Annotated in this window: 19 protein-coding genes and 1 riboswitch; of the genes, 9 read left to right on the top strand and 10 right to left on the bottom strand. The window is 70.5% G+C overall.

Annotated features, from left to right (window positions below):
- The first annotated feature begins 47 nt into the window (after positions 1–47).
- The 3 genes from STROP_RS01385 (at position 48) to STROP_RS01375 (ending at position 3837) form a co-directional block, all read left to right on the top strand.
- On the top strand, positions 48–2477 hold the full coding sequence (locus STROP_RS01385; RefSeq protein WP_028564461.1) for a S8 family serine peptidase: 2430 nt from the start codon (positions 48–50) through the stop codon (positions 2475–2477).
- 140 nt (positions 2478–2617) lie between these two features.
- On the top strand, positions 2618–3547 hold the full coding sequence (locus STROP_RS01380) for a GNAT family N-acetyltransferase (protein ID WP_011904190.1): 930 nt from the start codon (positions 2618–2620) through the stop codon (positions 3545–3547).
- Positions 3548–3633: 86 nt separating this feature from the next.
- Positions 3634–3837: a hypothetical protein gene (locus STROP_RS01375; RefSeq protein WP_018831243.1), complete on the top strand. Its 204-nt coding sequence runs from the start codon at positions 3634–3636 to the stop codon at positions 3835–3837.
- Positions 3838–3894: 57 nt separating this feature from the next.
- On the opposite strand, the gene groL is transcribed toward STROP_RS01375, so the two are convergent.
- Complete coding sequence (gene groL, locus STROP_RS01370; protein ID WP_011904189.1) at positions 3895–5517, bottom strand: chaperonin GroEL; 1623 nt, start codon at positions 5515–5517, stop codon at positions 3895–3897.
- A 569-nt stretch (positions 5518–6086) separates the two neighbouring features.
- A complete protein-coding gene (locus tag STROP_RS01365) occupies positions 6087–6290 on the bottom strand; it encodes a cold-shock protein (RefSeq protein WP_007073263.1) in 204 nt (67 codons plus the stop codon).
- A 210-nt stretch (positions 6291–6500) separates the two neighbouring features.
- Between STROP_RS01365 and STROP_RS01360 the strand changes: the two genes are divergently transcribed.
- Positions 6501–7046 carry a GNAT family N-acetyltransferase gene (locus STROP_RS01360; RefSeq protein ID WP_011904188.1) on the top strand — a complete coding sequence of 182 codons (546 nt, stop codon included), beginning with the start codon at positions 6501–6503 and terminating at the stop codon, positions 7044–7046.
- 143 nt (positions 7047–7189) lie between these two features.
- Complete coding sequence (locus STROP_RS01355) at positions 7190–8029, top strand: SAM-dependent methyltransferase (RefSeq protein WP_011904187.1); 840 nt, start codon at positions 7190–7192, stop codon at positions 8027–8029.
- A gap of 145 nt (positions 8030–8174) precedes the next feature.
- Here STROP_RS01355 and paaN read toward each other — a convergent pair whose 3' ends face one another.
- The 4 genes from paaN to STROP_RS01335 all read right to left on the bottom strand — a co-directional run bounded on the left by paaN (position 8175) and on the right by STROP_RS01335 (position 14053).
- Positions 8175–9848, bottom strand: a complete 1674-nt coding sequence (paaN, locus tag STROP_RS01350; protein ID WP_026275324.1) for a phenylacetic acid degradation protein PaaN — start codon at positions 9846–9848, stop codon at positions 8175–8177.
- Between the two features lie 52 nt (positions 9849–9900).
- Complete coding sequence (locus STROP_RS01345; protein WP_026275323.1) at positions 9901–10899, bottom strand: GNAT family N-acetyltransferase; 999 nt, start codon at positions 10897–10899, stop codon at positions 9901–9903.
- Positions 10900–11137: 238 nt separating this feature from the next.
- Complete coding sequence (gene thrC, locus STROP_RS01340) at positions 11138–12424, bottom strand: threonine synthase (protein WP_011904184.1); 1287 nt, start codon at positions 12422–12424, stop codon at positions 11138–11140.
- 10 nt (positions 12425–12434) lie between these two features.
- A riboswitch (SAM riboswitch) is annotated at positions 12435–12569 on the bottom strand.
- 284 nt (positions 12570–12853) lie between these two features.
- On the bottom strand, positions 12854–14053 hold the full coding sequence (locus STROP_RS01335) for an acyltransferase family protein (protein WP_011904183.1): 1200 nt from the start codon (positions 14051–14053) through the stop codon (positions 12854–12856).
- 110 nt (positions 14054–14163) lie between these two features.
- Here STROP_RS01335 and STROP_RS01330 point away from each other — a divergent pair, with 110 nt between their 5' ends.
- Positions 14164–14874 (top strand): TetR/AcrR family transcriptional regulator, encoded by a 711-nt coding sequence (locus STROP_RS01330; protein WP_238380259.1) that lies wholly within the window; start codon positions 14164–14166, stop codon positions 14872–14874.
- A 128-nt stretch (positions 14875–15002) separates the two neighbouring features.
- Positions 15003–15755, top strand: a complete 753-nt coding sequence (locus STROP_RS01325; RefSeq protein ID WP_011904181.1) for an LPXTG cell wall anchor domain-containing protein — start codon at positions 15003–15005, stop codon at positions 15753–15755.
- 497 nt (positions 15756–16252) lie between these two features.
- Here the strand turns inward: STROP_RS01325 and STROP_RS01320 are convergent, their stop codons facing one another.
- Entirely contained in the window at positions 16253–16489 is a 237-nt protein-coding gene (locus STROP_RS01320; RefSeq protein ID WP_011904180.1) for a GntR family transcriptional regulator, read from the bottom strand.
- Between the two features lie 335 nt (positions 16490–16824).
- Here STROP_RS01320 and STROP_RS01315 point away from each other — a divergent pair, with 335 nt between their 5' ends.
- A complete protein-coding gene (locus STROP_RS01315) occupies positions 16825–17184 on the top strand; it encodes a DivIVA domain-containing protein (protein ID WP_011904179.1) in 360 nt (119 codons plus the stop codon).
- A 30-nt stretch (positions 17185–17214) separates the two neighbouring features.
- Here STROP_RS01315 and STROP_RS01310 read toward each other — a convergent pair whose 3' ends face one another.
- The 3 genes from STROP_RS01310 to STROP_RS01300 form a co-directional block, all read right to left on the bottom strand.
- Complete coding sequence (locus STROP_RS01310) at positions 17215–18114, bottom strand: ABC transporter permease (RefSeq protein WP_011904178.1); 900 nt, start codon at positions 18112–18114, stop codon at positions 17215–17217.
- The gene (locus STROP_RS01305) at positions 18114–20960 is read right to left on the bottom strand and encodes an alpha/beta fold hydrolase (RefSeq protein WP_011904177.1); all 2847 of its coding nucleotides are present in this window, start codon (positions 20958–20960) and stop codon (positions 18114–18116) included. The genes STROP_RS01310 and STROP_RS01305 overlap by 1 nt, the downstream gene beginning before the upstream one ends.
- 120 nt (positions 20961–21080) lie before the next feature.
- Positions 21081–21716: an SAM-dependent methyltransferase gene (locus STROP_RS01300; protein WP_011904176.1), complete on the bottom strand. Its 636-nt coding sequence runs from the start codon at positions 21714–21716 to the stop codon at positions 21081–21083.
- Between the two features lie 193 nt (positions 21717–21909).
- Here STROP_RS01300 and STROP_RS01295 point away from each other — a divergent pair, with 193 nt between their 5' ends.
- Complete coding sequence (locus tag STROP_RS01295; RefSeq protein ID WP_011904175.1) at positions 21910–24162, top strand: AAA family ATPase; 2253 nt, start codon at positions 21910–21912, stop codon at positions 24160–24162.
- Positions 24163–24212 lie beyond the last annotated feature (50 nt).

Below are 24212 nucleotides of genomic sequence, written 5' to 3'. Positions count from 1 at the left end.
GATGAATCCGACGACATACTGCGGCGGGTCCGACGACGACGTACGGTGTGCCGGTGCAGCCCGGACCCTGGCGAGCCCACCCCCTCCCGAGCCCGGCCAACCCACCGCGGGCCAGCCCCGCGCCGGTGGTCGCCGCCGTCTTCGTCGGCCTGTGGATCGTCGGCCTCACCGTGATCACCCAGCTCGGCGGCTGGTTGACCGACCAGCTCCTACTCGTGATCGGCGTGGACCGGCTGGTCTGGCTCTGGCCGGTGACCACCGTCGCGGTGGTGACCCTGGCCGGACTCCCCACCCTGCTGCTCGCCCTGCTGCCCCGCTCCCGCGTGGTCCGCGCCGTCGGCCAGCTCTGGCTGGTGGGTCTGCTGGTGTTCGGCGCGCTGAGCCTGCCGCGGGCGCTGCCGCCGGTGCAGCATGAGGCATATCTGGCAACCCTCGCCGGTACGGCCGGGCTGGCCACGCTGCTCATCCACCGGCTTGTCGCCCACCGGATCGCGCCGACTGGCCCGGAAGGCGAGTCGGACCGGCACCGGCGGCGCGCCCCACGCCCCGCCTCGGTGACGCTGCTCGGGCTCGCGGGCGGGCTGGCCCTGCTGCTGCCGTGGGTCTGGGTCGGCGCGCTCGGTGGGCTGCTGGAGACGCTGCTCGCCGTACTCGCCGCCACGGCCGTCGGCGGGCTGGCAGCCGCGCTCCTGCCTGCTGCGTTCTGGCCCCACCGCACCGCCGACACTCCACCCCGACCAGTCCGACTGGTGCTGGTGGGCGGCCTGGTCGCCGGCGTCGTTCTGCTGCTGCTCGGGGCGGGAGTCGGGCAGTCCGGTGCCCAGCTACCGCTGCTGTTGACACTGCCGCCGGCCGGGTTCGCGCTGGCGGCCTTGGCCGTCGCCGCCCGGCGGACGGCGACCGGCGTCGGGGCCGCCGCCGCCGGGCTGGTCGGGCTGAACGTCTTCGGCCCGCTCGCCTGGACCGACCCGGAGGAGGTCAGCCTGGTGCTGGCCGACCCCCGGGACGTGCCCTTCTGGGTGGCGGTCGCCGCTGGTGTCGGCTTCACGATCGCGGTCCTCCTCGCCATCGGCTACGGGGTGACGCTCGTCCGACGTCCCGCCGCCCGGCCCAGTCGGACGGTGGCCGGGATGGTGGCGGCCACCCTGCTGGTGACGACCGCGGCGGTAGCTGTCGGGGCGGGGCAACCTGGGCTGCACGGTGAACGGCTCCTCGTGGTGCTCCGGGAGCAGGCTGACCTGAGCGGCGTGCCCGCCGCCACCGGCCGGGCCGGTCGCGACCGCCGGGCCGCCGAGGTCTACCGGCGGCTGGTGGAGACCGCCGAGCGGACGCAGGCCGGCCTGCGTCGCGAGCTGCGCCGGTTCCGGCTGGACCACACGCCCTACTACCTGGTCAACGCGATCGAGGTCGACGGCGGGCCGCTGGTACGGGCCTGGCTGGCGGGCCGTCCCGAGGTGGATCGGGTGCTGGTCAACCAGCGGGTCCGCCCACTGCCCGCGCCCGCCCCCGTCGTACCGGGGGACGCCCCACCACCGCGGGGCGCGGAGTGGAACATCCGGCTGATCCGCGCCGACCGGGTCTGGTCGGAGCTGGGAATCACCGGTACCGGGGTGACCGTGGGCAGCTCCGACTCGGGGGTGGATGGCAACCACCCGGCGTTGGGAGCCGGCTTCCGCGGCGGGGACGACTCGTGGTTCGACCCCTGGAACGCCACCTCGGCCCCGCGGGACCGGAACGGGCACGGCACCCACACGCTCGGTAGCGCGGTCGGTCGCGACGGGGTCGGGGTCGCCCCCGGGGCCACCTGGACCGGCTGCGTCAACCTGGACCGCAACCTCGGCAACCCCGCGCTCTATCTGGACTGCCTCCAGTTCATGCTGGCGCCCTTCCCGAGCGGCGGGGATCCGTTCCACGACGGTCGTCCACAGCGCGCGCCGGAGATCATCACCAACTCGTGGAGCTGCCCCCCGCTGGAGGGCTGTGATCTCGGGGCGCTCCAGCCGGCCGTTGCCGCGCTGGCAGCCGCGGGGATCCTGGTCGTGTTCGCCGCTGGCAACTCCGGGCCACGCTGCCGCTCGATCGAGGATTCCCCGACCGCCGATCCGGAGGTCCTGACCGTCGGCGCGGTCGACCGGCAGCGACGGGTTACCGACTTCTCCGCACGGGGTCCGGTGCCCGGCGACGGCGCCAAGCCGGACCTGGTCGCCCCCGGCGGCGATGTGCTCAGCGCGTTGCCGGGTGGCGGATATGGCGTGTTCAGCGGCACGTCGATGGCGACTCCTCAGGTGGCCGGGGTGGCGGCGCTGATGTGGGCGGCAAATCCGGCGTTGATCGGGGATCTACCTCGGACGCGACAGATCCTGACCGAGACCGCCACCGCAGTGCGGGTCAGCGGCGACCGCTGTGGCGACGAGGCGCATGTCGCGGGTGCCGGCCTGGTGGACGCGTACGCCGCCGTCCGCGCCGCCCAGGGCTGAACGACGCGCGCAGGCCAAGGTTCAGCGGGCGGGCCACGGCGAGGGCGAGCAGGTTGCCCCGGTAGGCGGACGTGGCGCTCATGCGCGACAGTAGGGAACCTTCTTAACAACAGTGCTCTCGTGACCTAGGGTCAGCGTCCATGGACCTGAAGATCACCGAGCTGACGCCGGAGCAGCTGCCCACCGTGATCGAACTGTGCGGCCGCTCCCTGGATCTGCCGGACGACGCCACCGAGGCGGCGGCCATCGTGGAAACGCTCTGGCCCCGGGCGGTCGCGAGTCGCCCGGTCGTTCCACTGGGCGCGTACCGGGACGACCGGCTCATCGGCGTCCTGCTCGGCTCGGTCTCGGCGCCGAGCAGCCCGGCCGCGCACGTGGACCTGGTCGCGGTGGAGCCGGCGCACCGGCGGCAGGGCGTGGCGCGAGCGCTGGTATCGCGCGCCGAGCAACGGCTCGCCGGGCTCGGGGCACAAGAGGTGCTGCTGGCCGGCAACCCGCCGTACTATGCCTGGCCCGGCATCGACGTGCGCTACACACCGGCGATCTGCGCGGCGGAGGCGCTCGGGTACGCCCGGGACAGCACGGCCTGGAACATGACCGCTGACCTCTCCAGTGACGAGAGCCCAGCGCTACGGACGACCGTGCCGGCAGAGCAGCGGCTGGCCGATCAGGGTGTGACGGTACGGCGGGCGGAGCCGGCGGATCTGCCGGTGCTGACGGCCTTCGCGTCGGGGATCTTCGACGGCACCTGGGCCGTGGAGGTGGCCGAGTCGATCGGCCGGGACCGGGCCGGCTGCCATCTCGCCGAACGCGACGGCAACGTCCTCGGCTTCGCCGCCTGGGGTTCGTCCCGGCCGGGTTGGTTCGGCCCGATGGGCACCGCGCCGGCCGCAGCGGGGTCCGGGATCGGTGGGGTGCTGCTGCGGCGCTGCCTCGCCGACCAGCGCGCCGCGGGGATCACGCGGGCACAGATCGGCTGGGTGGGGCCGGTTCGGTTCTACTCGGGCAGCGCGGGCGCCTGGATCGAGCGGGTCTTCTTCGGATACCGACGGAGTCTCCGAGATCAATAACGGGCGAATAGGATAGATCACCCGATAGCGTCATTCGCCCGCATTGGGCCGCACCGCCCCCTACCGTTTCGGTGGAGGAGGCCCACATGACGACGGACGACGAACAGCCCGGGCCGCCGTTGCCCTTCGACCGCCTCGACTTCGGCGACGCCGAGCAGCGGGCGGAGATGGACGGCACCGACGAACCGCCCGCCGACGAACCGGTGACGGTCGTGGACGAGCCAGTCCAGGCACCCCAGCCGTATGACCAGACGCAGAAGCGACGCAACCAACGGCCGCTGCCAACGTAGACGCGCAAAGGGGCGGGCCGCTGAACGGCCCGCCCCTCCGGTCTCGCGAAACTGGACTCAGAAGTCCATTTCCCCGCCGCCCGGGCCAGCCGGGGCAGCCGGGGTCTTCTCCGGCTTGTCCGCCACGACGGCCTCGGTGGTGAGGAAGAGCGCCGCGATCGACGATGCGTTCTGCAGCGCCGAACGGGTCACCTTGGCCGGGTCGATGATGCCCGCGGCCATCAGGTCCACGTAGCCACCGGTCGCGGCGTTCAGGCCGTGACCGGCCTCGATGCCACGGACGTGCTCGACGACCACGCCACCCTCAAGGCCGGCGTTGACGGCGATCTGCCGCAGCGGGCCGTCCAGCGCGATCTTGACGATCTGGGCGCCGGTCGCCTCGTCACCGGTCAGGTCGAGCTTGTCGAAGGCGGTCTTGCCGGCCTGAACCAGCGCGACGCCACCACCCGGGACGATGCCCTCCTCGACGGCCGCCTTCGCGTTGCGGACGGCGTCCTCGATGCGGTGCTTGCGCTCCTTAAGCTCGACCTCGGTGGCCGCGCCGACCTTGATCACCGCAACGCCACCGGCCAGCTTGGCCAGCCGCTCCTGCAGCTTCTCCCGGTCGTAGTCGGAGTCGCTCTTGTCGATCTCGGCCCGGATCTGGTTGACCCGGCCCTGGATCTGCTCGGCGTCACCGGCACCGTCAACGATCGTGGTCTCGTCCTTGGTCACCACGACCTTGCGGGCACGGCCCACCATGTCGAGGCTGACGGCGTCCAGCTTGAGGCCGACCTCCTCGCTGATGACCTGACCACCGGTGAGGATGGCGATGTCACCGAGCATGGCCTTGCGGCGGTCACCGAAGCCCGGAGCCTTGACGGCGACGGACTTGAAGGTGCCCCGCACCTTGTTGACGACCAGGGTCGCCAGCGCCTCGCCCTCGATGTCCTCGGCGATGATCAGCAGCGGCTTGCCCGACTGCATGATCTTCTCCAGGATCGGGAGCAGGTCCTTGACCGAGGAGATCTTGCTGTTGACGATCAGGATGTAGGGGTCGTCAAAGACGGCCTCCATCCGCTCCGGGTCGGTCATGAAGTACGCGGAGATGTAGCCCTTGTCGAAGCGCATACCCTCGGTGAGCTCAAGCTCCAGGCCGAAGGTGTTGCTCTCCTCGACGGTGATGACGCCTTCCTTGCCGACCTTGTCCATCGCCTCGGCGATGATCTCGCCGACGCTCGGGTCTCCGGCGGAGATGGAGGCGGTGGAGGCGATCTGCTCCTTGGTCTCGACGTCCTTGGCGAGCTTCAGCAGCTCCTCCGAGACGCTGGCGACCGCGGTCTCGATGCCCCGCTTCAGGGCCATCGGGTTGGCGCCGGCGGCCACGTTACGCAGGCCCTCACGGACCATGGCCTGGGCCAGGACGGTCGCCGTCGTCGTGCCGTCACCGGCGACGTCGTCGGTCTTCTTGGCGACCTCCTTGACCAGCTCAGCGCCGATCTTCTCGTACGGGTCCTCGAGCTCGATCTCCTTGGCGATGCTCACACCATCGTTGGTGATGGTGGGAGCGCCCCACTTCTTCTCGAGCACGACGTTGCGGCCCTTGGGGCCGAGGGTCACCTTCACGGCGTCAGCGAGCTGGTTCATGCCCCGCTCGAGGCCGCGGCGAGCTTCCTCGTCGAACGCGATCATCTTGGCCATACGGCGTTGTCCTCCTGGACACTCACGGGCCACCCGAGAGGGTGTCTCCCGGATGGGCCGCCTGGTTACGCACCTTCAGACATCGCCACCTGGCGACGGCGACGTCCGTCGGCCGGGCCGGATAGCCCGCGACGACCGGCCATCTGCCGCACCCGCGCCTTGCGACGCCGCTGCAACCGTGGCCCTCCCGCCCCGACCATTGGCACTCACGGTATGCGAGTGCCAAGACCTGTTTAGCACTCCCCCTTGCCGAGTGCAAGCACGATCGCCCAGGGGTAGTCGAGTTCCACCGCCCGCCGAGCGACGTTCACCAGCCCTCGTACGCCACCCGTGCGGCAGCCACGGCAACGAGCCCTACCTGCCACATCAGGTAGGGCTCGGGAGTTGACAGTGCAGCGCCGGGCCGCTGGGGCAATGGCGCGGCCGCACGGCGGGAGCGGTCGTCCGGCCCGGCGTCAGCCGGAGACGGTTGGCCGGGCGCATGGCGGCGGGAAGGACATGGGCACCCGGTGGAGACAATTTTTGGGGACGACCGTTACGCCGGTCGCCCCCGAGGCAGCGCCGGTCGCTCAGGCGACGACGCGCACCCGTTCGGCCTGCGGGCCCTTCTGGCCCTGGGCGATCTCGAACTCCACCCGCTGGCCGTCGTCCAGCGCCTTGTAGCCATCCATCTCGATAGCGGAGAAATGGACGAACACGTCCTGCCCTCCGTCAACGGCGATGAAGCCGTAGCCCTTCTCAGCGTTGAACCACTTCACGGTGCCCTGTGCCACGGTGCACTTCCTAACTCTGCGCGATTCCACTCACCCCGGCCGAGCCGGCACGCCGACCGGTGGGCGGCACCGGTTCGACGATCGGCGACAGCCGCTGAACCGGTGACCGAAATCGCACGCTACACGAGGCGTGACGACGGCGCACGATCACAAATCGGACATACACTGAGCGGATAACATCGTCCGACATCGCTGTGATAAATAAACGACATGACGAGCGGGCCCGGCGAGCCTGACCCGGGGCCGGTATCGACACGGCGGGCACGGGTCCGCCGGATCCAGCCAGCCGACGCCGCCCGAATGCGGGCGCTGCGGCTGGAGATGCTCGCCGACGCACCGCTGGCCTTCCTGGAGACGGTCGCCGACGCGGCAGCACGCCCCCACGCCGACTACGCGGCGCGCATCGCGTACACCTCGGCGGGCAGCGCCACCGCACAGTTCGTCGCCGATCCGGGCGGCCGGTTGGTCGGACATGCCGGGGGCACGGCGGCTCCGGACGAACCGGGGCTCACCGTCGTCCACGCCGTGTACATAACCCCGTCCTGGCGGGGCAGCGGCCTGCTCCCGGACCTGATCGATGCCGTGGCCGGCTGGTCCCGCGCCTGCGGTCGTCCGGAGCTGATGCTGGAGGTCGTGGTCGGCAACGAGGGGGCGTACCGGGCGTACCGTCGGTTGGGTTTCCTCGACACCGGCCTCCGCCTTCCGCACCCCACGATCCCGACCCTCACCGAGTTGCAGATGCGCCGCCCGGCCTGAACGACAGGGGAACACCGACCGGCACTCGACGGGGACGCGCCCGGTGCCCCCGGATCGCAGCCGCACTGACGTCCGGGAATACAGCTGGCGTTGAATCCGGCTAGGCTGAGTGCCGCCCGCTCCACGAGCGTCCTTAGTAGGAGGTGACCGTGCCCAACAGCAACCCGGCCACGGAAGATCAGCAGCGGACCGAGTCATCCACAATAGATAACGGTGTGCCACATTCCGCGCGGATCTACGACTACTGGCTCGGGGGCAAGGACAACTTCGCCGCTGACCGGGCCGTCGCCGAGGCCCTGATATCGGCGATACCAACACTCCGGTCAATGGCCGCCGAGAACCGTCGATTCGTCCACCGCGTGGCTCGTTACCTGGTGGGACAGGCTGGCGTGCGGCAGTTCATCGACGTCGGCACGGGCATCCCCACCAGCCCGAATCTGCACGAGGTAGCCCAGCAGATCGCCCCCGCGACCCGAGTGGTCTATGTCGACAACGACCCCATCGTACTGGCCCACGCCCGGGCCCTGATGATCAGCACCGAGCAGGGGCGTAGCGAGTACATCCACGCCGACCTGCGTGAGCCGGAGTTGGTTGTCAACCACCGAAAGCTGCGCGAAGTGCTTGATCTTGACCAGCCGGTCGCGCTGACGATAATCGCGACCCTGATGCTGCTCGAGGACAGCGACGACCCGTGGGGCACGATTCGCGTACTGATGGACGCCCTGCCGTCCGGCAGCTATGTGGCGATCACCCATCCGACCGGCGACTTCAACCCGGAGGCCGTCAAGACGGCCGTCGCTGCTGCGGTTGACAGTGGCATGACCCTCGTCCCCCGCAGTCGCGACGAGGTGGCCCGGTTCTTCGAGGGTTGGGAGCTGGTGGAGCCGGGAATCGTCCCGGTGGCGGCCTGGCAGCCCGACGACGGCGAGCCCACCGACCCGCACGCCGCCTACTACTGGGCCGGTGTCGCCCGGAAGCCCTAGCTCGTCTTCGATCTGAGGCCGGCCTGGCACCAGGCGGGCAACGCCTCGAAGGAGTCGCCCGCCTGGAAGTGCCCGTCATGCACGGCCATGAGCACGAGGAGTGACCCGGGCCTACCAGCCCCGCAGTCACCGGTGCTGGGTCTGCTCAGACGTGGCGACGACTCTGCACGATGCGGAATCGGTTGGCGACGTAGGCACCATCGGTGAGCGCGGCGTTGGCCGCCGCGTTGGCACCGCTGCCGTGGAAGTCGGAGAAGGCCGCCGACTGGTTGACGAAGACACCCCCGGTCAGGTTCGCCGACAGGTGCACTCCGACCTCGACCGCCGCCGTCTCGGCCGCGTCCAGCACCGCATCATCGGTCGAGTAGACCGCCGCGGTCAGTGCACCCTTCTCACCCACCGTGGCGCGCAGCAGCTCCAGGCTGTGCCCGGTGGAGTCGGTCCCGATCACGAACGAGATCGGGCCAAACCACTCCCGCGTGTAGGTGGCGGTGTCGTCGGCGTTCAGTCGGACAATGGTCGGCGTGCGGACCACCGCGCCGGGGAAAGCCGGGTGGGTGACGGTACGGGACTCCAGCACCGACTCACCGACCTTGGTCACCTCGTCCAGCCGCTCCAACACCCCGTCGTTGACGATCGCGCCGGTCAGCTCAACGCCGCGCGCCGGATCGGCGGTGAGCTTGCTGACCGCCGTCGCGATACCGGTGGCCACCTCGGCGAAGCTCTTGTGCCCCTGGTCGGTCTCGATGCCGTCCCGGGGAATCAGGATGTTCTGGGAGGTGGTACACATCTGGCCGCTATAGAGGGTCAGCGTGAATCCCAGGTTGCGGCACATCCCGCCGAAGTCGTCGGTGGAGTCGATGACCACCGCGTTCAGGCCAGCCTTCTCGGTGTAGACCTGCGCCTGCCGGGCGTTGGCCTCCAGCCAGTCGCCGTACTCGGAGGAGCCGGTGAAGTCGACGATCCGCACCGCCGGATGCTGGGCCAGCGTGGAGGCGAGCTTCTCGCCCGGCGCTTCGGGGGCGAGCTGCACCAGGTTCGGGTCGAAGCCGGCCTCGGCGAGCACCTGTCGGGCATACCGCACCGTGACCGCGAGCGGCAGCACCGCGCGCGGATGCGGCTTGACGATCACCGGGTTGCCGGTGACCAGCGAGGCGAAGAGTCCCGGGTACGAGTTCCAGGTCGGGAAGGTGTTGCAGCCGATCACCAGCGCGACGCCCCGCGGCACCACGTGGAAGGTCTTGGTCATCCGCAGCGGGTCACCCTTGCCCGCCGCCTTCTCCCAGCCGGCCGTTCCCGGGTGCCGGGTCATCTCCGCGTACGCGTAGGCGAGCGCCTCCAACGCCCGGTCCAACGCGTGCGCCCCACCCGCCTGGAAGGCCATCACGAACGCCTGACCACTGGTGAACTGCACCGCGTTGGCCAGCTCGAAGACGTTGCGGTGCAGCCGATCCAGGATCTCCAGACAGACGCCCGCCCGAGCCTGGGGGCCGGCGTCTCGCCACGACGGCAGTGCCGTGGAGGCCGCGGTGGTGAGGTGGTCGGCCGTCGCGTGCGGGTAGCCGACTCCCAGGTCGACGCCGAAGGGGCTGGCCTCGGTCCGAACCGTGCTCCCGTCACCGACTTGGTCAAGGGGAAAGTCACGACCGAGGTACGCCTCGAAGGCCACCTTGCCGTCACCGGCAGCGGTCTCGCCGTACACCCTCGGGCTGGGCGACTCCGGGTAGGCGGACCAGTACCCGCGCTGCGAGATGGCGGTCAGCGCCCGGTCGAGGGTGTCGGCGTGCCTGTCGTACAGGGGGTGCGGGGTCTCCGTCATGTCCGCCATCATGCAACAGATGTCAGTACGATCAGTAGGGCAGTGTCACAGATCAGATCGTCAACTGCCAGTTGGTCCAGCGGTCCGCGACCCGAAACCCGAGCTGCTCGTTGATGGTGATCATGTGATCGTTGGCGGCGGCGTTGAAGGTGTTGATGACCCGCACCGCCGGTTCGTGGTCCCGCAGGTACCGCAGGTTTTCGAGCTTGGCGAGCAGGCCGAGGCGATGCCCCCGGTGCTCCGGGTCCACGATGGTGATCTGCTGGAGCGCGTGCCAGTCGACGGTGGCTGCCACGTCGAGCACGGTCCACGCGACGAGCCGGCCGGAGGCCTGATGGCGTATCCCGGTGTGGTATTGACGGCGGCCGCGCGCGTCCAGCGCGATCTCGGCGGCCCGGACCCTTTCGGCGTCGTACCGCTCCGGCTCCCACGCCAGGTCCCCCATCGGCGCGTCGGCCACCAGTCGCCCCTCGAGGTAGGCGATGTCGGCCAGGTCTTCCTCTGGGGTGTGCCCCCGCCAGAGCACCACCTGGTAGCCGGCGGCTCGGCCCTGCGCCTCGGCCTGTAGGCGGGCCAGCGCCGCGGGGTCGAGCCGGTCGATGTCCAGCCGGCGCCGGACGTCGGCGAGCACGGAGTCCGCCCCGAGCATCTGGGCAAATGCGGTACCGGCCGGCGCCGTGTCCGGGGTCAACGCGGTCAGCCGCTTGCGCCGGTGTTCCCGGGCCAGCTCGGTGGCGCGGTCGAACAGTGCTCGGCCGACGCCCCGGCGCCGAGCGGCCGGATGCACCGTCAGCTCGATGGCGGCGTTCTCGGTGTTGTCCAGCTGCGGCAGCTCCAGTTTGAGCACACCGACGGCCTCACCATCGAGGTGGGCCAGCAGGTGCACCGGCGCGTCGCCAGGCATCGGGTGCCGCACAGAGCCAATGAGCCGCTGTGGGCAGAAGAGCGGAAAGTCAGGCAGATCAACGGCGGCGGCTGCCGCCTCGATCCGGACCGCCGCATCGATTGCCTGGTCGTCGGCGGGGCCGAAGGGAGTGATGGTGATGCCCATGTCCGCAGCCTGCGCCATGAGGCGGCGGCCGGTCCACTCAATTATCAACGACCCGGATCAGGAAGAACAGGATTGGTCGGGAGGGACTCCCACACAACGCCTCCGGCGCTGGGTCGAAAGAACAAGTCTCCGGCGAGAGCCCTCCCGCATTAGCTATTTTTCGGCATAGAAAACCGGACGTCAAGCCCGCACGGGCAGTTTTCACGCAGTACGGCCTTATCGATCGCCAACCGGCTGATCAGCCCATCAGACCGGCGTCCCGGGCCGCCCGCAGCGATGCCTTGATCCGATGGCTCGGGCCCGCCTGATCCGCCACCGCGTCCAGGGTCTTGAGCCCCTCACCGGTATTGAAGATCACCGTCTCAGCGGTCGGGTCGAGCCGGCCGGACTCGACGAGTTTTCGCAGCACCGCCACGGTCACCCCGCCAGCGGTCTCGGCGAAGACACCGGCGGTACGGGCGAGCAGCCGGATCCCGGCCCGGATCTCGTCGTCGTCCGCCGCCGCCATCCAACCACCGGTACGGCGGACCGACTCCAGGGCGTACGGGCCGGCGGCTGGGTCACCGATGTTCAGCGACTTGGCGATGCCGGTCGGCTTGACCGGGTTGATGGTGTCACTGTCAGCGTGCAGGGCAGCGGCGATCGGGCTACAGCCCGCCGACTGCGCCCCGAACACCCGCCAGCCGCCGGCCGGCGCCTCGACCAGGCCGATCTCGACCAACTCGGCGAACGCCTTGTCGACCTTCGTCAGCAGCTCACCGGAGGCCATCGGAATCACCACCTGGGCGGGGATCCGCCAACCGAGCTGCTCGGCCACCTCGTAGCCGAGCGTCTTCGAGCCCTCGGCGTAGTAGGGCCGCACGTTGACGTTGACGAAGGCGGTGTCCTCGAACTCGTCGGTCTCCACCAACTCGCCGCAGAGCCGGTTCACGTCGTCGTACGACCCGTCGATCGCGACCAGGTCCCCGCCGTACACGGCGGTGGTGACCACCTTGCCCTGCTCCAGGTCGCTGGGGATGAACACCACCGACGGGGCCCCGGCCCGGGCGGCGTGCGCGGCGACCGAGTTGGCCAGGTTTCCGGTGGAGGCGCAGGCGAACCGGGTGAAGCCCAACGACCGGGCGGCGGTCAGCGCCACCGACACCACCCGGTCCTTGAACGAGTGGGTCGGATTGGCGCTGTCGTCCTTGACCCAGAGCGGCGCGGTGAGGCCCACCTCGGCGGCCAGCCGCGGGGCCGCGACCAGCGGGGTGAAGCCCGGGTCGAGGGTGACCCGGGTGGCCGGGTCCTGACCGACGGGCAGCAATGGCGCGTACCGCCAGATGTTGCGCGGGCCGGCCTCGATCTGCTCACGGGTGACGGTGGCCAGCGCGGTGGGGTCGTGGTCGACCTCCAGCGGGCCGAAGCACTCGTAACAGGCGTGCTGGGCGATGAGCGGGTACCGGGCCGAACAGGCGCGGCAGGCCAGGGCACGAGCCGGGCTGGTGGCGGGGTCGATCCCGGACGGGGCGAGCGCGGATGTCATCTCGAGATTCCTCTCATCTGCCCCCGCGTCGCACTCTGCGGCGGGGCCGGAATTGGCACCTGCCCCGCCGGTCACTCTAGGTGATCGCGCGGGGTGGTTGCCGGGGCGTCGTCGGGCCGTGTCCCTCAGCCCCTCTGGATGAGGCATTCAGTTGTGCCGCCGAGTGTAAGCCGGCGATGACAGCCAATGACCGCCCGGTCCCACTCTGTGGCGGAATGTGATTCACCACGCAAGCGCCACCAGACCACCGCTCGGCCAGGCCACCGTAACAACGGCCACCACTTCACTCCCTGTGACCGCTGGGACGGTCGGGAGCGCTGGTAGCACCGGCGACCGCTCCCCGGCGGGTTGAAGAAACTACGTCATGAGCATCGATTGCCAGCTCGGCAGGGCCTCGACGATCGGGGCCGAGGTTGGGTTGGGTGGCGGTCACAGGACCGTGCGGAGGCCGGGCAGACGGCGGACTGTCACGGCGACGGCGACGCTGATGACCATGCCGAGAGTGGCGACGGCGGCGAAGGTGGCCAAGGTGGGAAGGCCGGCGCGGGCGAACGCGAACTGCAGGGCGACAACGATCGGCAGGTGGATGATGTAGATCGTGTAGGAGCTGGCGGCCATGGCGCGGGTGAGCCGGTTGTGGCCGGCGAAGGCGTCCCGAAACAGAGTGAGCAGGCCGAGGCTGAGGCCGACACACAGGAAGGTCTCGGTCACGCTCCAGTAGGCCGAGGCCCAAGAGGCGCCACCGGGGGCGAAGAGCTGGGTGTCGGTGCCGGTCCAGAGCAGTACGGCGGTGAGTGCCACGCCGATGGCGAGCCAGGTGTAGCCGGTGGAACGGGGCAGTCGGGCGAGCCAGTCGCGTCGGTAGGCGATGACGCCGGCGGTGAAGAACGCTACGTATTGGGCGAGGCGGGCTGGTTCGGCCTGGATGAACTCGAACAGCGGCACCCACTGGTCGAGCGGGTACCAGATTCGAACGAGGAACACGACCGCGGCCAGGGTCAGGGTGAAGATGACCAGGCTGCGGTTGTCCGGAATCCGGATCAACCGGGCCGGCGTGGTGATCGGGCGGGCTCGGCGCAGCAGCCCGCCAAGCCAGTGGAACAGCAGGTAGAGGGCGCTGAAGGCGAGCAGGTTCTGGATAAACCACAGGTGCCCGAACTGCAGATCGGGCCAGATCGGCCCGCTCCAGCCGGCCGGCCGCGGGCCGAAGCCGAGGAACACGTCCAGGTAGTAGCGCGGAAACGAGATCGACGGGTAGCCGCGGTACTCGCGGTAGTAGACATACATCAACGTCGGGATGATCGTGGCCGAGCCGACCAGAAACGGGATACCGAGGCGCTTGAGCCGGCCGCGCAGGAATCCCCAGTCGCCTCTGTGGTCGGCGGCGCGGGGCACGAAGAACGCGGCGACGAAGAACAGCAGGCTCATCCGGAACGCCCCGCCCACTGCGGAGAGGGTAACCAGGACGGGGGCGTGCTGGTCACCTTTGACGTACCACCAGTCGGCGGGGCCGTACGCCTGGGCGGCGTGGTGGATCACCACCATGAGGATCATGACAATCCGCAGGTTGTCCAGGTAGTGCAGGTGCTGGGCGCGGGGGGCGGGGCGCTCGTCGATGACACTAGCCATGTGTTCAGCATACTGAACATATGTTCAGCCGCAGAACGGGTGACACCCGGCGACCCCGCTGCCGGACGCCCCCGCGGGGCGGTGCCGGTGCGGTGACATACCGTGCTGGCATGCAAGCGTCGCCGTCGGACCTGACCGGGCGGGCGCGGCTGCGCGAGGCGGCCCTACGCCTGTTCGCGGAGCGCGGCTTCGCCGCCACCTCGGCCCGCGCGGTGGCCGCCGAGGCTGGCCTGTCGCCGGCCCTGGTCATGCACCACTTCGGATCCAAGGAAGGGCTGCGCGCCGCCGTCGACGAGGAGGTCCTGGCCCGGCTCGGCACCGCACTGCGGGAACTGGATCCGAGCGGCACGGATCTGATGATGTCGCTGGGCGAGGTGTCCGCGCGGATGTTCGGCGCCGACCCGGTGCTGCGCGGCTATCTGCGCCGGGTGTTGCAGGAGGACAGCCCGGCCAGCGCCGCGCTGTTCGGCCGCCTTCTGGAGGGTGCGCGCGCCGAGTTGGAGCGGCTGATCGCCACCGAGAGCGGCCACACGGACGCGGACCTCGAGTGGGCGCCGTTCCAGATGCTGTGCCTGATCGTCGGCCCACTGCTACTGGAGCCGGTCATGCAGCCCAACCTGGACCGACCCATGTTCGATGTGCAGGTGCTGGCCCGCCGCAGCGTCGCCAACCAACGCCTACTGCGGCTGGGCCTGTTCGGTGCCGACCCGGCAACCGCCGGTGACGCGACCGACGACCTCCGGGCTGGTGCGCCGGACTCCGCAACGGCCACCCGGCGCGCCCAGCCAACCGTGATCACGGATAACGAAATACCGCACTAGCCCCGAAATAACCGCCCATATGCCACCAGCTGATATCAGTCCACCAAATAGGTGGTGCGGAACCCTTCCGCCGCCCTTCCCGCCCACTGGGGTAGCATTCCTGCGCTTATTCACGGGAGGAAAACCACATGCGATGGAAGATCCTGGCTGGCGCCCTGATGGCACTGGCCTTTGTGATTCCGGCAACACCGGCGGCGGCTCAGGTCGCGTCTCCCGGGTTGGACGAGTCCTGCCAAACGGTCGAACGCAAGGTGTACAAGGACATCCGCGAGCTTGTCACCATTGATCCGGACACCGCCGAGTACGTCAAGGTGCGGCGCTTGGCAAACCAAATCCTATCAGCGGCAAACAAACACTCCTTTGTCGCTACGCCTCCCGAACTACAGACGGCGATGAGCGGCAGCCAAGACGATCTCCGCGCATTCCTCAAGACACGCATAGAGGAACGCTGGTTGACTGACCTGAGGATCAAGATCGGCAAGGCAATGGCGGCCGATCCCGATCACACCAACGTGTACGAGGCCGCGCAAGAGGTGTTGAACACCTCGAGCATGGACGCCCACCTGGCTTTCCTGAACGACGGCCTGTACGCCGCACGTGAGCTTGACTGCGCAGCTCAGCCCACACCCACCCCGAGCGCCACGGCGACCGCCACACCGACCCCGAGCACCACGGTGACCGCTTCGCCCACGACCCCCGCTACTGACACACCGACCCCTACCCCCTCCACCAGCCTGGGCACCGCCAGCGGCGAGGGAGGCGGCCTTCCCCTGACCGGCGCCAACACCGCGACCGTGGCCGGCATCGGCGGTGCGCTACTGCTCCTCGGTGGCGCGGGCTACCTGATCGGACGCCGACGCCGTACCCGCTTCCTGACATAGCGACTTCGCGACGCGCGGATCGATGTTTCGTCGGTAGGTCGTGATCAGCCAGACTCGCGGCCAGGTCGCGCCGCCCGCCGACAACGGGCCACTCGTCTCCGGTACGCCGGGGCGGGTGGCCCGCTCCGCCCTGATGATGGCGGACCTGCGAGACGCACCTCACCGTTGCTTCCGTCGCCGTACGGGAGCGGGCCGGAATAGCGGCCCATACTCGCCAACCCTGATACGGGCAGTGAGATCCGCAGCTATCTCAGCGTAGCTGAGCGGCAACACAGGCATGTCAGGATCCTTCCGGGCGGCACGGCCATCCGATCATCCACGGCAGTCATGATCTACCGAGGTGCCTGGGCTCATCGCAGGTACTCACCGCGACCTTCGCCCGACGCGCTACACCGGATCGGGGCGCTCCGCGACGTACGTTCCCTTGCCCTGGTGCCCCTCGACCAGCCCACGCTCCCGAAGGATGCGCAACGTCGGTTGGGTAGAGGTCACACACCTCAACGATCACTCGCTGGCGGAATGGCCACGAAGACGCCCATTCCCTGCCTACCCAGCAACTCACCAGACTCGATGAGGATATCGACCGCTTTACGTACGGTGACCGGACTCGTCTCGTATTGGTCCGCAAGTTCCCGCGTGCTCGGCAACTTGTCACCAGGCTTGAGGATGCCCGCCTTGATCCGCGCGCGAAGGTCATCCCGGATGACTCTCCAGAGCGGGACGGCATGAGGCATGACCCCATCTGACCACCCACACTTTTGATCATGGTCGACAACCTTGTCTTTACCTGCATTGCTTGTAAAGTGGCTACTGTCAGCTTTGACTCGAGCACAAGCGACCAGAAACCGGGGGCGACAGAGTGCCTAACTAGAGCCGCCGGCCGGCGTGGCCTGGGCGATCGAGCAGGTGACGGCGCAACCACGCGAGACATACCCGCTGTTGCTTCCGCCATCGCGCTCTCGGGGCGGAGTGGCGAAGGAACGAAGACGTGCTGGCTCTGGTCACCGACGCCCTGAACACCAGACGCCCGCTCGCGAAGGTCCGCGACGTGGGAAAGGGCCCGGGGCGGGTGCCGGGCTCCGGCCGGTACGCCACGCGCGGACGTGCCGGTCGCCCCCGCCCGCCTCGGCGCCGCCCTCGGCCCAACCCCTACCGAAAGGACGTGACAACCATGATCCACCGAGCCCGACGCCTCTTCTCATCCCAGGTACGCGCCGCGACCTTCGCCCGACGACGTTGGCGCGGCCTGGACCCCGAGCAGGTGTACGCCTACCTCGACCGCGTCGCCGACGAGCTGGAACGACTCACCCGGGAGGCGACGACCGCCCGCGCCGAGGGTGAGCTGATCCGGCAGGCGCTGCGGCAGTGGCAGTCCCGGCACGCCGGCTGCCAGCACGCCACCACCCCGAACAGCCGATGGCACCGCTGAGCGAGGCGGGCTACCGCACCCTGCGTACCGCTAGGACACGATGTCCTTACGGGTGAAGCGCCAGAAGGCCAGCCCCCAGAAGAGCGTCGCGTAGCTGATCGCCGAGATCGCTCCCCGGACCACGTCGTCGGTCTGGATCGGCGTCGACAGCAGTCCCAGCCAGGCGGTGCTGTAGTGGGTCGGCAGGAAGGTCCGCAGTACGCCGAGGGCGGTGATCTGGTCGAGGATGCTGGACAGGATCCAGAGCAGCACCGCCCCACCGACCGCGCCCAGCGCGGCGTCCGTCGACACCGACAGCAGCACGGCCAGGCCCGCCACCACCAACAGCACCACGGCCAGGTAGCCGAGCACCGCCAGCAACCGCAGCAGCCCCTCCCCCGGCTCCAGCTCGGCGGCGACCGTGCTGCGCAGCGGCTCCCACCCGTACCGCACGGTGCCGAGCAGCAGCGCGGTGCCGGCGAGCAGGAGCAGCGCCATGCCCGAGTAGGTGAGCGCCACCAGCAGCTTCACCGCGAGCAGCCGGGCCCGCGGCACCGGCACGGCGAGCAGGTAGCGCAGGCTGCCCCAGCTGGCCTCACTGGCCACCGTGTCGCCGCAGAAGAGCGCCACCACGACCACCAGTAGGAACGACGCGGAGACGAAGAGGGTGAAGAGGGTGAAGTTCAGTCCACCGGAGGTGGCGAACTCGACCAGGCTGCCGAATTCACCGCGCCCGTTGTCGTCGTCGTCGGAGCCGAACTGGAACGCGATCAGGATGATCAGCGGCAGCAGCACCAGGAAGCCCAGCGCGAGCTGGGTCCGCCGCCGGGACGCCTGCCGCCGGAACTCGGCCCCGAATGGCAGCGTGGCGAAGGGCCGGTAGCCCGCCGCCGCGCCGGACGGGGTGCCACCGGAATCGCCCGTACCGGGCTCGACCGTCGTTCGCGCCATCATCGATCCCCGCTTCCCCGAGAGTTGTCGCCGACCAGGGCCAGGAACGCGTCCTCCAGCCGACGCCGGGGCACCACCCGGTCCACTCCGATGCCGGCCCGCACCAGCTCGGCGACCACCTCGCTACGGGCGGTGCCGTTGGTGTCCACCACGAGCTGCCCGTCGCCGTCGGGCAGCACCGAGACACCCGTCAGCCGGTCCAGCACCTCCCGCGCGGCCACCGGATCGGTGACCTCGATCAAAACGCTCGGCGACTCGCCGACGATCTCCTCGACCGGGCCGGACGCGACGATCTGGCCCTTGTTCACCACCACCGCGTGGGTGCAGGTCTGCTCCACCTCGGCGAGCAGGTGGCTGGAGACCAGCACCGCCCGGCCACCGGTGGCGTACCGCAGCAGGACCCGGCGCATCTCGGCGATCTGCGGCGGGTCCAGGCCGTCGGTCGGCTCGTCGAGCACCAGCAGCTCCGGCAGGCCGAGCATCGCCTGCGCGATCGCCAGCCGCTGCCGCATGCCGTGGCTGTAGGTCCGGACCTTCCGGTGCACCGAGGTACCCAACCCGGCGATCTCCAACGCCTCGTCAAAGTGCGCGTCGGCCCACGGCCGCCCGGTCGCCCGCCAGTACGCCTTCAGGTTGTCCAGCCCGGACAGGTGCGGCAGGAAACCGGGGCCCTCCACCAGGGCTCCGATCCGGGACAGCACCGGGGCGCCCGGCACCAGCCGGTGCCCGAAGACGTAGACCTCGCCGGCGGTCGGCTGGGTCAGCCCCATCAGCACCCGCAGCGTGGTGGTCTTGCCCGCGCCGTTCGGGCCGAGCAGGCCCACCACCTGCCCGTGGTGCACCTCGAAGTCGACGTTGGAGACGGCGACAAAGCCGTCCGCGTACTCCTTGCGCAGATCCCGGACGGCGAGCGGGACGCCCGCGTACGTCGGGTGGACCCTGCTCTCCCGCCGCCGGTGTCGGTGGCGCAGGACGGCGACGACCACGACGAGCCCGACCACGATCGCGGCGAGCAGGCCGACGAGTACCCACCTCCAGACGACGGCGTCGGTGGGGATCGGCTCGCTGGCGACCGTGGGCAGGGTGACCGCTTCGCTCGCCAGGGCCACGCTGTAGACGGCCGGTTCGACCGGGGTGGCGTACGCCTGGTCGGAGGTCGCCACCACGACGCGCAGCCGGTGCCCGGCCTCGATCCGACGGACGATCGCCGGCAGGGTGACGGTGACCGGTTCGGCGTCCTCGACAGCCGCCGGTAGCCCCTCCAGCCGGATCGGCGCGACCAGCCCGTTCGGCAGGGTCGCCGACCCTCCAGCGTCAACGTCGTAGAGCTTGACGAAGAGTACGGCCGTGCCGGTCGGGGACGCGGCTCGAATGGAGACGGTCGGCGCGCCGACCACATCCACGGCCGCCGGCAAGGGCGCGGACTCGAACCGGGCGTGCTGGCCGGGTATGTCTCCGGCCACCCCGTCGAGCAGCGACGAGAGATCCCCGGCGAAGGGCACCGACGAGATCGCGGCAGGGTTGCCGGCCGGCGGGTTGGCGATCGACTGCGCCGGGCCGCTCACCGACACCGGGCGCTGGTCGGTACCGGTGAGGCCCGGGTATCCGGTGGCGCGGAAGCCGCTGGCGACCAGACCTCGGTCGAGTGCGTCGAACCCGGCGATCCGGGAGAAGGTGAAGTCGTCGGCGGGGGCCGCGCCCTCGCCCTTGACGTAGTGGTCGAGCCACCGCACGGTCAGGTTCCGCACCCGGTCCGAGTCGGTCTTCGGGCCGTCGCCGCCGTCGTGCCCACCGGTGAACCAGGCCACCTGGACCGGGGTGCCGGTCGCGGCGATTCCCCGGGCGTTCGCGTCCGCCTCGGAGAGCGGGAAGAGGGTGTCGGCTGCCCCCTGCACCAGCAACGTCGGCGCCTCGATCCGGTCGAGCTTCCCGGCCGGGCTGGAGCGGCGCAGCAGTGCGACGGCGTCCGGGTCGGCCCGCCCGGTGGTGGCGATCCGTAGGTACGCGGCGCACACGTCGGCGGCGAACCGCCCGCAGGAGGGGTCAATGGCGCCGGCCGCGGTGGCCGCGTTCTCCGGGAGGGAGCCGCCCGGGACGGAACCGCCACCGGGGGCAAGGCCGCCGGCCGGGCCGGAGCCACCGACCGAGGCGGGGCCGGCGTTGCCGCCGCTGCCGAAGAAGAGCCCCGCCCACCCCTTCTTGAACACTCCCTGCTCCGGCCCCTCGCCGCTGTTCTCCGGCAGGAAGGAGCGGGCCAGGTCGTTCCAGGTGATCATCGGCACGATCGCATCGACCCGCTGGTCCTGCGCGGCGAGCAGGAGCGCCAGCGCACCGCCGTAGGAGCCGCCGACCACCCCCACTCGCGGGTCACCGGCGGCGTCGGTGACGACCTCCGGGCGGGCGGCCAGCCAGTCCAGCAGGCGCTGCGCGTCGCGGACCTCATAGTCCGGATGGTCCAGGTGGATCTGCCCGCCGCTGCGGCCGAAGCCCCGCGCGGTCCAGGTCAGCACCGCGTACCCCCGGTCGGCAAACTCCTCGGCGTCGGCGCGGACCGACTCCTTGGTACCGCCGAAGCCGTGCCCGAGCAGCACCGCCGGCACCGGGGCGTCGGCGGTCGCGGCGGGGGGCAGGTACAGCGTGGTGTCCAACTCGACCGGCTCGTCACCGGTTGGCCCGGACCGGACCGTGACCAGCGCCGCCTCGGTGCGCAGGTCCGGCTCGGAGGGTCGGAGGGTTCCGGCTACTACTCCGGCGGCGAGCAGGACGACGACCACCGCCGCGGCCAGCGCACGCCGACGGGTGGGCAGGACACGCCGGACCCACGCGGCCGGTGACGGCGATCTCATGCGGCACACGCTACGGGGCGAAAGCTGAGGATTGCCTGAGTGAACGCAGAACGCCCACCTTTGGCGAACAACACCGGGCCGTCGCCCCAGCGGGCTGGGCCCGACCCGGTGCTGCCTTCGTCACTGGACGCGGCGGGCGGTGAGCACGGTGTCGTGGATGGTCACCGGCGTGCCGTCCGGTGTGGTGGCGTCGCGTGGACGGGCGGCCCGGGTACGCACCTCCCAGTCGCGGGCGGGCAGGGCCTGCGCCAACTCGTCGGCCGTGTAGAACAGGTCGGGTTCCGGCGGTCGGGGCATGGCGGTGTCCAGGTCGCTGGGGTGGTGCCCAACGATCAGCAGGTGGCCGTCCGGGGCCACCCGGGTGGCGAGCGTGGCGAACACCCTTCGCCGCAGTGCCCCGGAGAAATGCAGGAAGGACGTGGATACCAGGTCATAGCGGGGGCCATCGTCGGGCTGCCAGTCGCGAATATCCGCTCGCTGCCACCTCAGACGCTCGGCCAGGGAGGCGGGTACGCGCTCGGCGGCACGGGAGAGGGCCTGCGCGGAGAAGTCCACGCCGGTGACCTGCCAGCCCTGTCCGGCCAGCCACATGGCGTCCGCGCCTTCGCCACAGCCCACCTCCAGGGCCGTACCCGGTGCAAGGGGAGCGACCTCCGCAACGAGCACGGGGTTGGGCTCGCCGCTCCACACCTGCCCGGTCTCACTGTATCGCTGGTCCCAGTAGTCAACGTTGAAGAAGGCGTCGAAGTCAGTCATCACATTCCTCTGGCAAATACCGGATTACGTGGAAGTGCCAGCCTCCGGCAGCGCAACGCGAAGCCGCAAACATCCTTGCCGGTTCGGCAAAGGGAGGGTGGCGAGAACCAGCGACGACCGGGACATCACGACGGCCGTTGCGCCACCGCAGCGTTCACCGAGATCCTTCCTCGCACCGGCTAGGGTTCGGTAGGTGGGGGGATCGGAACTCATACTCACCGCCAGCCGGCAGCCGGCCGCGCTCGACGCCCGACGGGGCATCGTGCGGCTGCACCCGGAGGTGCTCACCGCGCTCGGCATACGCCCCGGCGACCCGGTCCGGCTGGCCGGCCGGCGGGTCACCGCCGCACTCGCCGCGGAGAGTGAGCCGGAGGCCATCCCCGGCCTGCTCTACGCCGATGACCTGACGCTGGGCAACCTCGGCCTCCGCGACGGCGGTGAGGTCACCGTCGGCCCAACCCCCGTCACCGCCGCCACCCGGGTGGTGCTCACCGGCGCACCGCAGGTGGTCTCGGCGGTCTCCCCGGAGCTGCTCCGGCTCGCGCTACTCGGCAAGGTGGTCACCACCGGTGACGACGTCTCGCTGCTGCCCCAGGAGGTGCTGCCTCAGGAGGTGCTGTCCGACACGGCGTTACGCGGCCTCCTGACGGCGGCCCGACAGAGCCTGGCCAACCGTGTCGGCTACGCCTGGACCAGCGCCCTGCTCACCGTCACCGCCGCCACGCCGGCGTCGGCCACGCTGGTCACGATGGAGACCACCGTCGGGTGGGAGCACGGCCCCGCCACCCACGACCAGGCGACGCCCCGGGCGCCCTCCGCCGCCGGGGACCCTCGCCAACCCCGGGCCGCCGGGGCACGGGATGCGGAGCCAGCCGGAACAACCGACCCGGTGACGCCCACCGTGGAGGAGCTACCGGGGCTACGGGCCCAGGCCGAGGACCTGACCGAGCTGCTCGACCTCGGCTTCCACCACGGTGCGGTGCTGCGCCGACTCGGCACCACGGTGGCGCTCGGCGTACTGCTCGACGGGCCGGCCGGGTCCGGCAAGTCCGCGCTCGTGCGCGCGGTCGCCGCCCAGGTCGGCGCACGGGTCCGGCCGGTCTGGGGGCCAGAGCTTGCCGCGTTGACCAACTCGGCCGCCGCCGAACGGCTGCGGGCCGCCGCCGCCGCGGTACGCACCGACGGACCGGCCGTCCTGCTGGTCACTGACGTGGAGGCGCTCGCCCCGGCAGCCGCGCCCGGCCCGGTGACCACCGTCTTCCGCCAGGTGGTCGCCGAGACCGTCGCGGCCGGGGCCGCCGTGGTGTGCACCACCAGCCGCCTCGACGCCGTGGATCCCGCCCTGCGTACCCCGGACCTGCTCTCGCTACGGGTCAGCATCCCGCTCCCGGACGCCGCCCTGCGCCAGGAACAGCTTGAGGTGCTGACCCGACAGGTGTCGCTCGCCGAGGACGTACGACTGGACGAGGTCGCGGCGCGTACGCCCGGTTTCGTCGCCGCCGACCTGGCCGCGCTGATCCGCGAAGCGGGTGTCCGCGCCGCCCTGCGACAGAAGACGGTGGAGCGGCCCAGTATGACGATGGCCGACCTGGACGCGGCGCTGGCGGTGGTCCGCCCGACCACGATGACCGCGTCGACCCTGGAGCTCGCGTCGGTGACCCTCGACGACGTGGGAGACCTGACCGAGGTCAAACAGACCCTGACCGAGTCGGTGTTGTGGCCCCTCACCTATCCGGGCACCTTCGCGCGGCTCGGGGTGCAGCCGCCCCGCGGGGTCCTGCTCTACGGCCCGCCGGGCTGCGGCAAGACGTACCTGGTGACTGCGTTGGCCGGTTCGGGCCGGGCGAACGTGCTCTCCGTGAAGGGCGCCGAACTGTTGTCGAAGTGGGTGGGCGAGAGTGAGCGCGCGGTACGCGAGCTGTTCCGCCGGGCCCGCGAGGCCGCGCCGACGCTGGTCTTCCTGGACGAGGTGGACGCGCTGGCGCCGGTACGCGGTCAGGCCACCGACGGCGGTACCGCCGACCGGGTGGTGGCCGCCCTCCTCACCGAACTGGACGGAGTGGAGTCTTTACGCAACGTGGTTGTGGTCGGGGCGACCAACCGGCCAGACCTGGTCGACCCGGCCCTCCTGCGCCCCGGCCGGATGGAGCGGTTGGTCTACGTCCCGCCACCAGACGAGGCGGGACGCGCGGAGATCCTGCGGGCGGCGTCCCGCACCGTGCCGCTGGCGCCGGAGGTGGACCTCGGCGCGCTCGCCGGAGACCTGGACGGCTTCTCCGCCGCGGACTGCGCGGCGCTGGTCCGGGAGGCGGTGCTCGCCGCGATGCGCGAATCGCTCGCCGCGGCGACGGTGACCACCGCCCACGTCGCGGTCGCCCGCGCCCGCGTACGCCCCTCCCTGGACCCGGCCCAGGTCGCTTGGCTGGCCGCGTACGCCGCCCAGTGACTCCGGTTGGGCGAGCGACCCAAGAGACTCAGGTCGCGTACGCGATGAAC

The organism is Salinispora tropica CNB-440, from assembly GCF_000016425.1.
GTDB classification, from domain to species: domain Bacteria; phylum Actinomycetota; class Actinomycetes; order Mycobacteriales; family Micromonosporaceae; genus Micromonospora; species Micromonospora tropica.
The sequence above is the reverse complement of the archived record's forward strand: the minus strand, read 5'-3'. Positions and strand labels throughout refer to the sequence as shown.

Coding starts and splice junctions, on each gene's coding strand:
- STROP_RS01380 (WP_011904190.1), top strand. CDS start 2,618: ATGGACCTGAAGATCACCGAGCTGACGCCGGAGCAGCTGCCCACCGTG.
- STROP_RS01375 (WP_018831243.1), top strand. CDS start 3,634: ATGACGACGGACGACGAACAGCCCGGGCCGCCGTTGCCCTTCGACCGC.
- groL (WP_011904189.1), bottom strand. CDS start 5,517: ATGGCCAAGATGATCGCGTTCGACGAGGAAGCTCGCCGCGGCCTCGAG.
- STROP_RS01360 (WP_011904188.1), top strand. CDS start 6,501: ATGACGAGCGGGCCCGGCGAGCCTGACCCGGGGCCGGTATCGACACGG.
- paaN (WP_026275324.1), bottom strand. CDS start 9,848: ATGACGGAGACCCCGCACCCCCTGTACGACAGGCACGCCGACACCCTC.
- STROP_RS01345 (WP_026275323.1), bottom strand. CDS start 10,899: ATGGGCATCACCATCACTCCCTTCGGCCCCGCCGACGACCAGGCAATC.
- thrC (WP_011904184.1), bottom strand. CDS start 12,424: ATGACATCCGCGCTCGCCCCGTCCGGGATCGACCCCGCCACCAGCCCG.
- STROP_RS01335 (WP_011904183.1), bottom strand. CDS start 14,053: ATGGCTAGTGTCATCGACGAGCGCCCCGCCCCCCGCGCCCAGCACCTG.
- STROP_RS01330 (WP_238380259.1), top strand. CDS start 14,164: ATGCAAGCGTCGCCGTCGGACCTGACCGGGCGGGCGCGGCTGCGCGAG.
- STROP_RS01325 (WP_011904181.1), top strand. CDS start 15,003: ATGCGATGGAAGATCCTGGCTGGCGCCCTGATGGCACTGGCCTTTGTG.
- STROP_RS01320 (WP_011904180.1), bottom strand. CDS start 16,489: ATGCCTCATGCCGTCCCGCTCTGGAGAGTCATCCGGGATGACCTTCGC.
- STROP_RS01310 (WP_011904178.1), bottom strand. CDS start 18,114: ATGGCGCGAACGACGGTCGAGCCCGGTACGGGCGATTCCGGTGGCACC.
- STROP_RS01305 (WP_011904177.1), bottom strand. CDS start 20,960: ATGAGATCGCCGTCACCGGCCGCGTGGGTCCGGCGTGTCCTGCCCACC.
- STROP_RS01300 (WP_011904176.1), bottom strand. CDS start 21,716: ATGACTGACTTCGACGCCTTCTTCAACGTTGACTACTGGGACCAGCGA.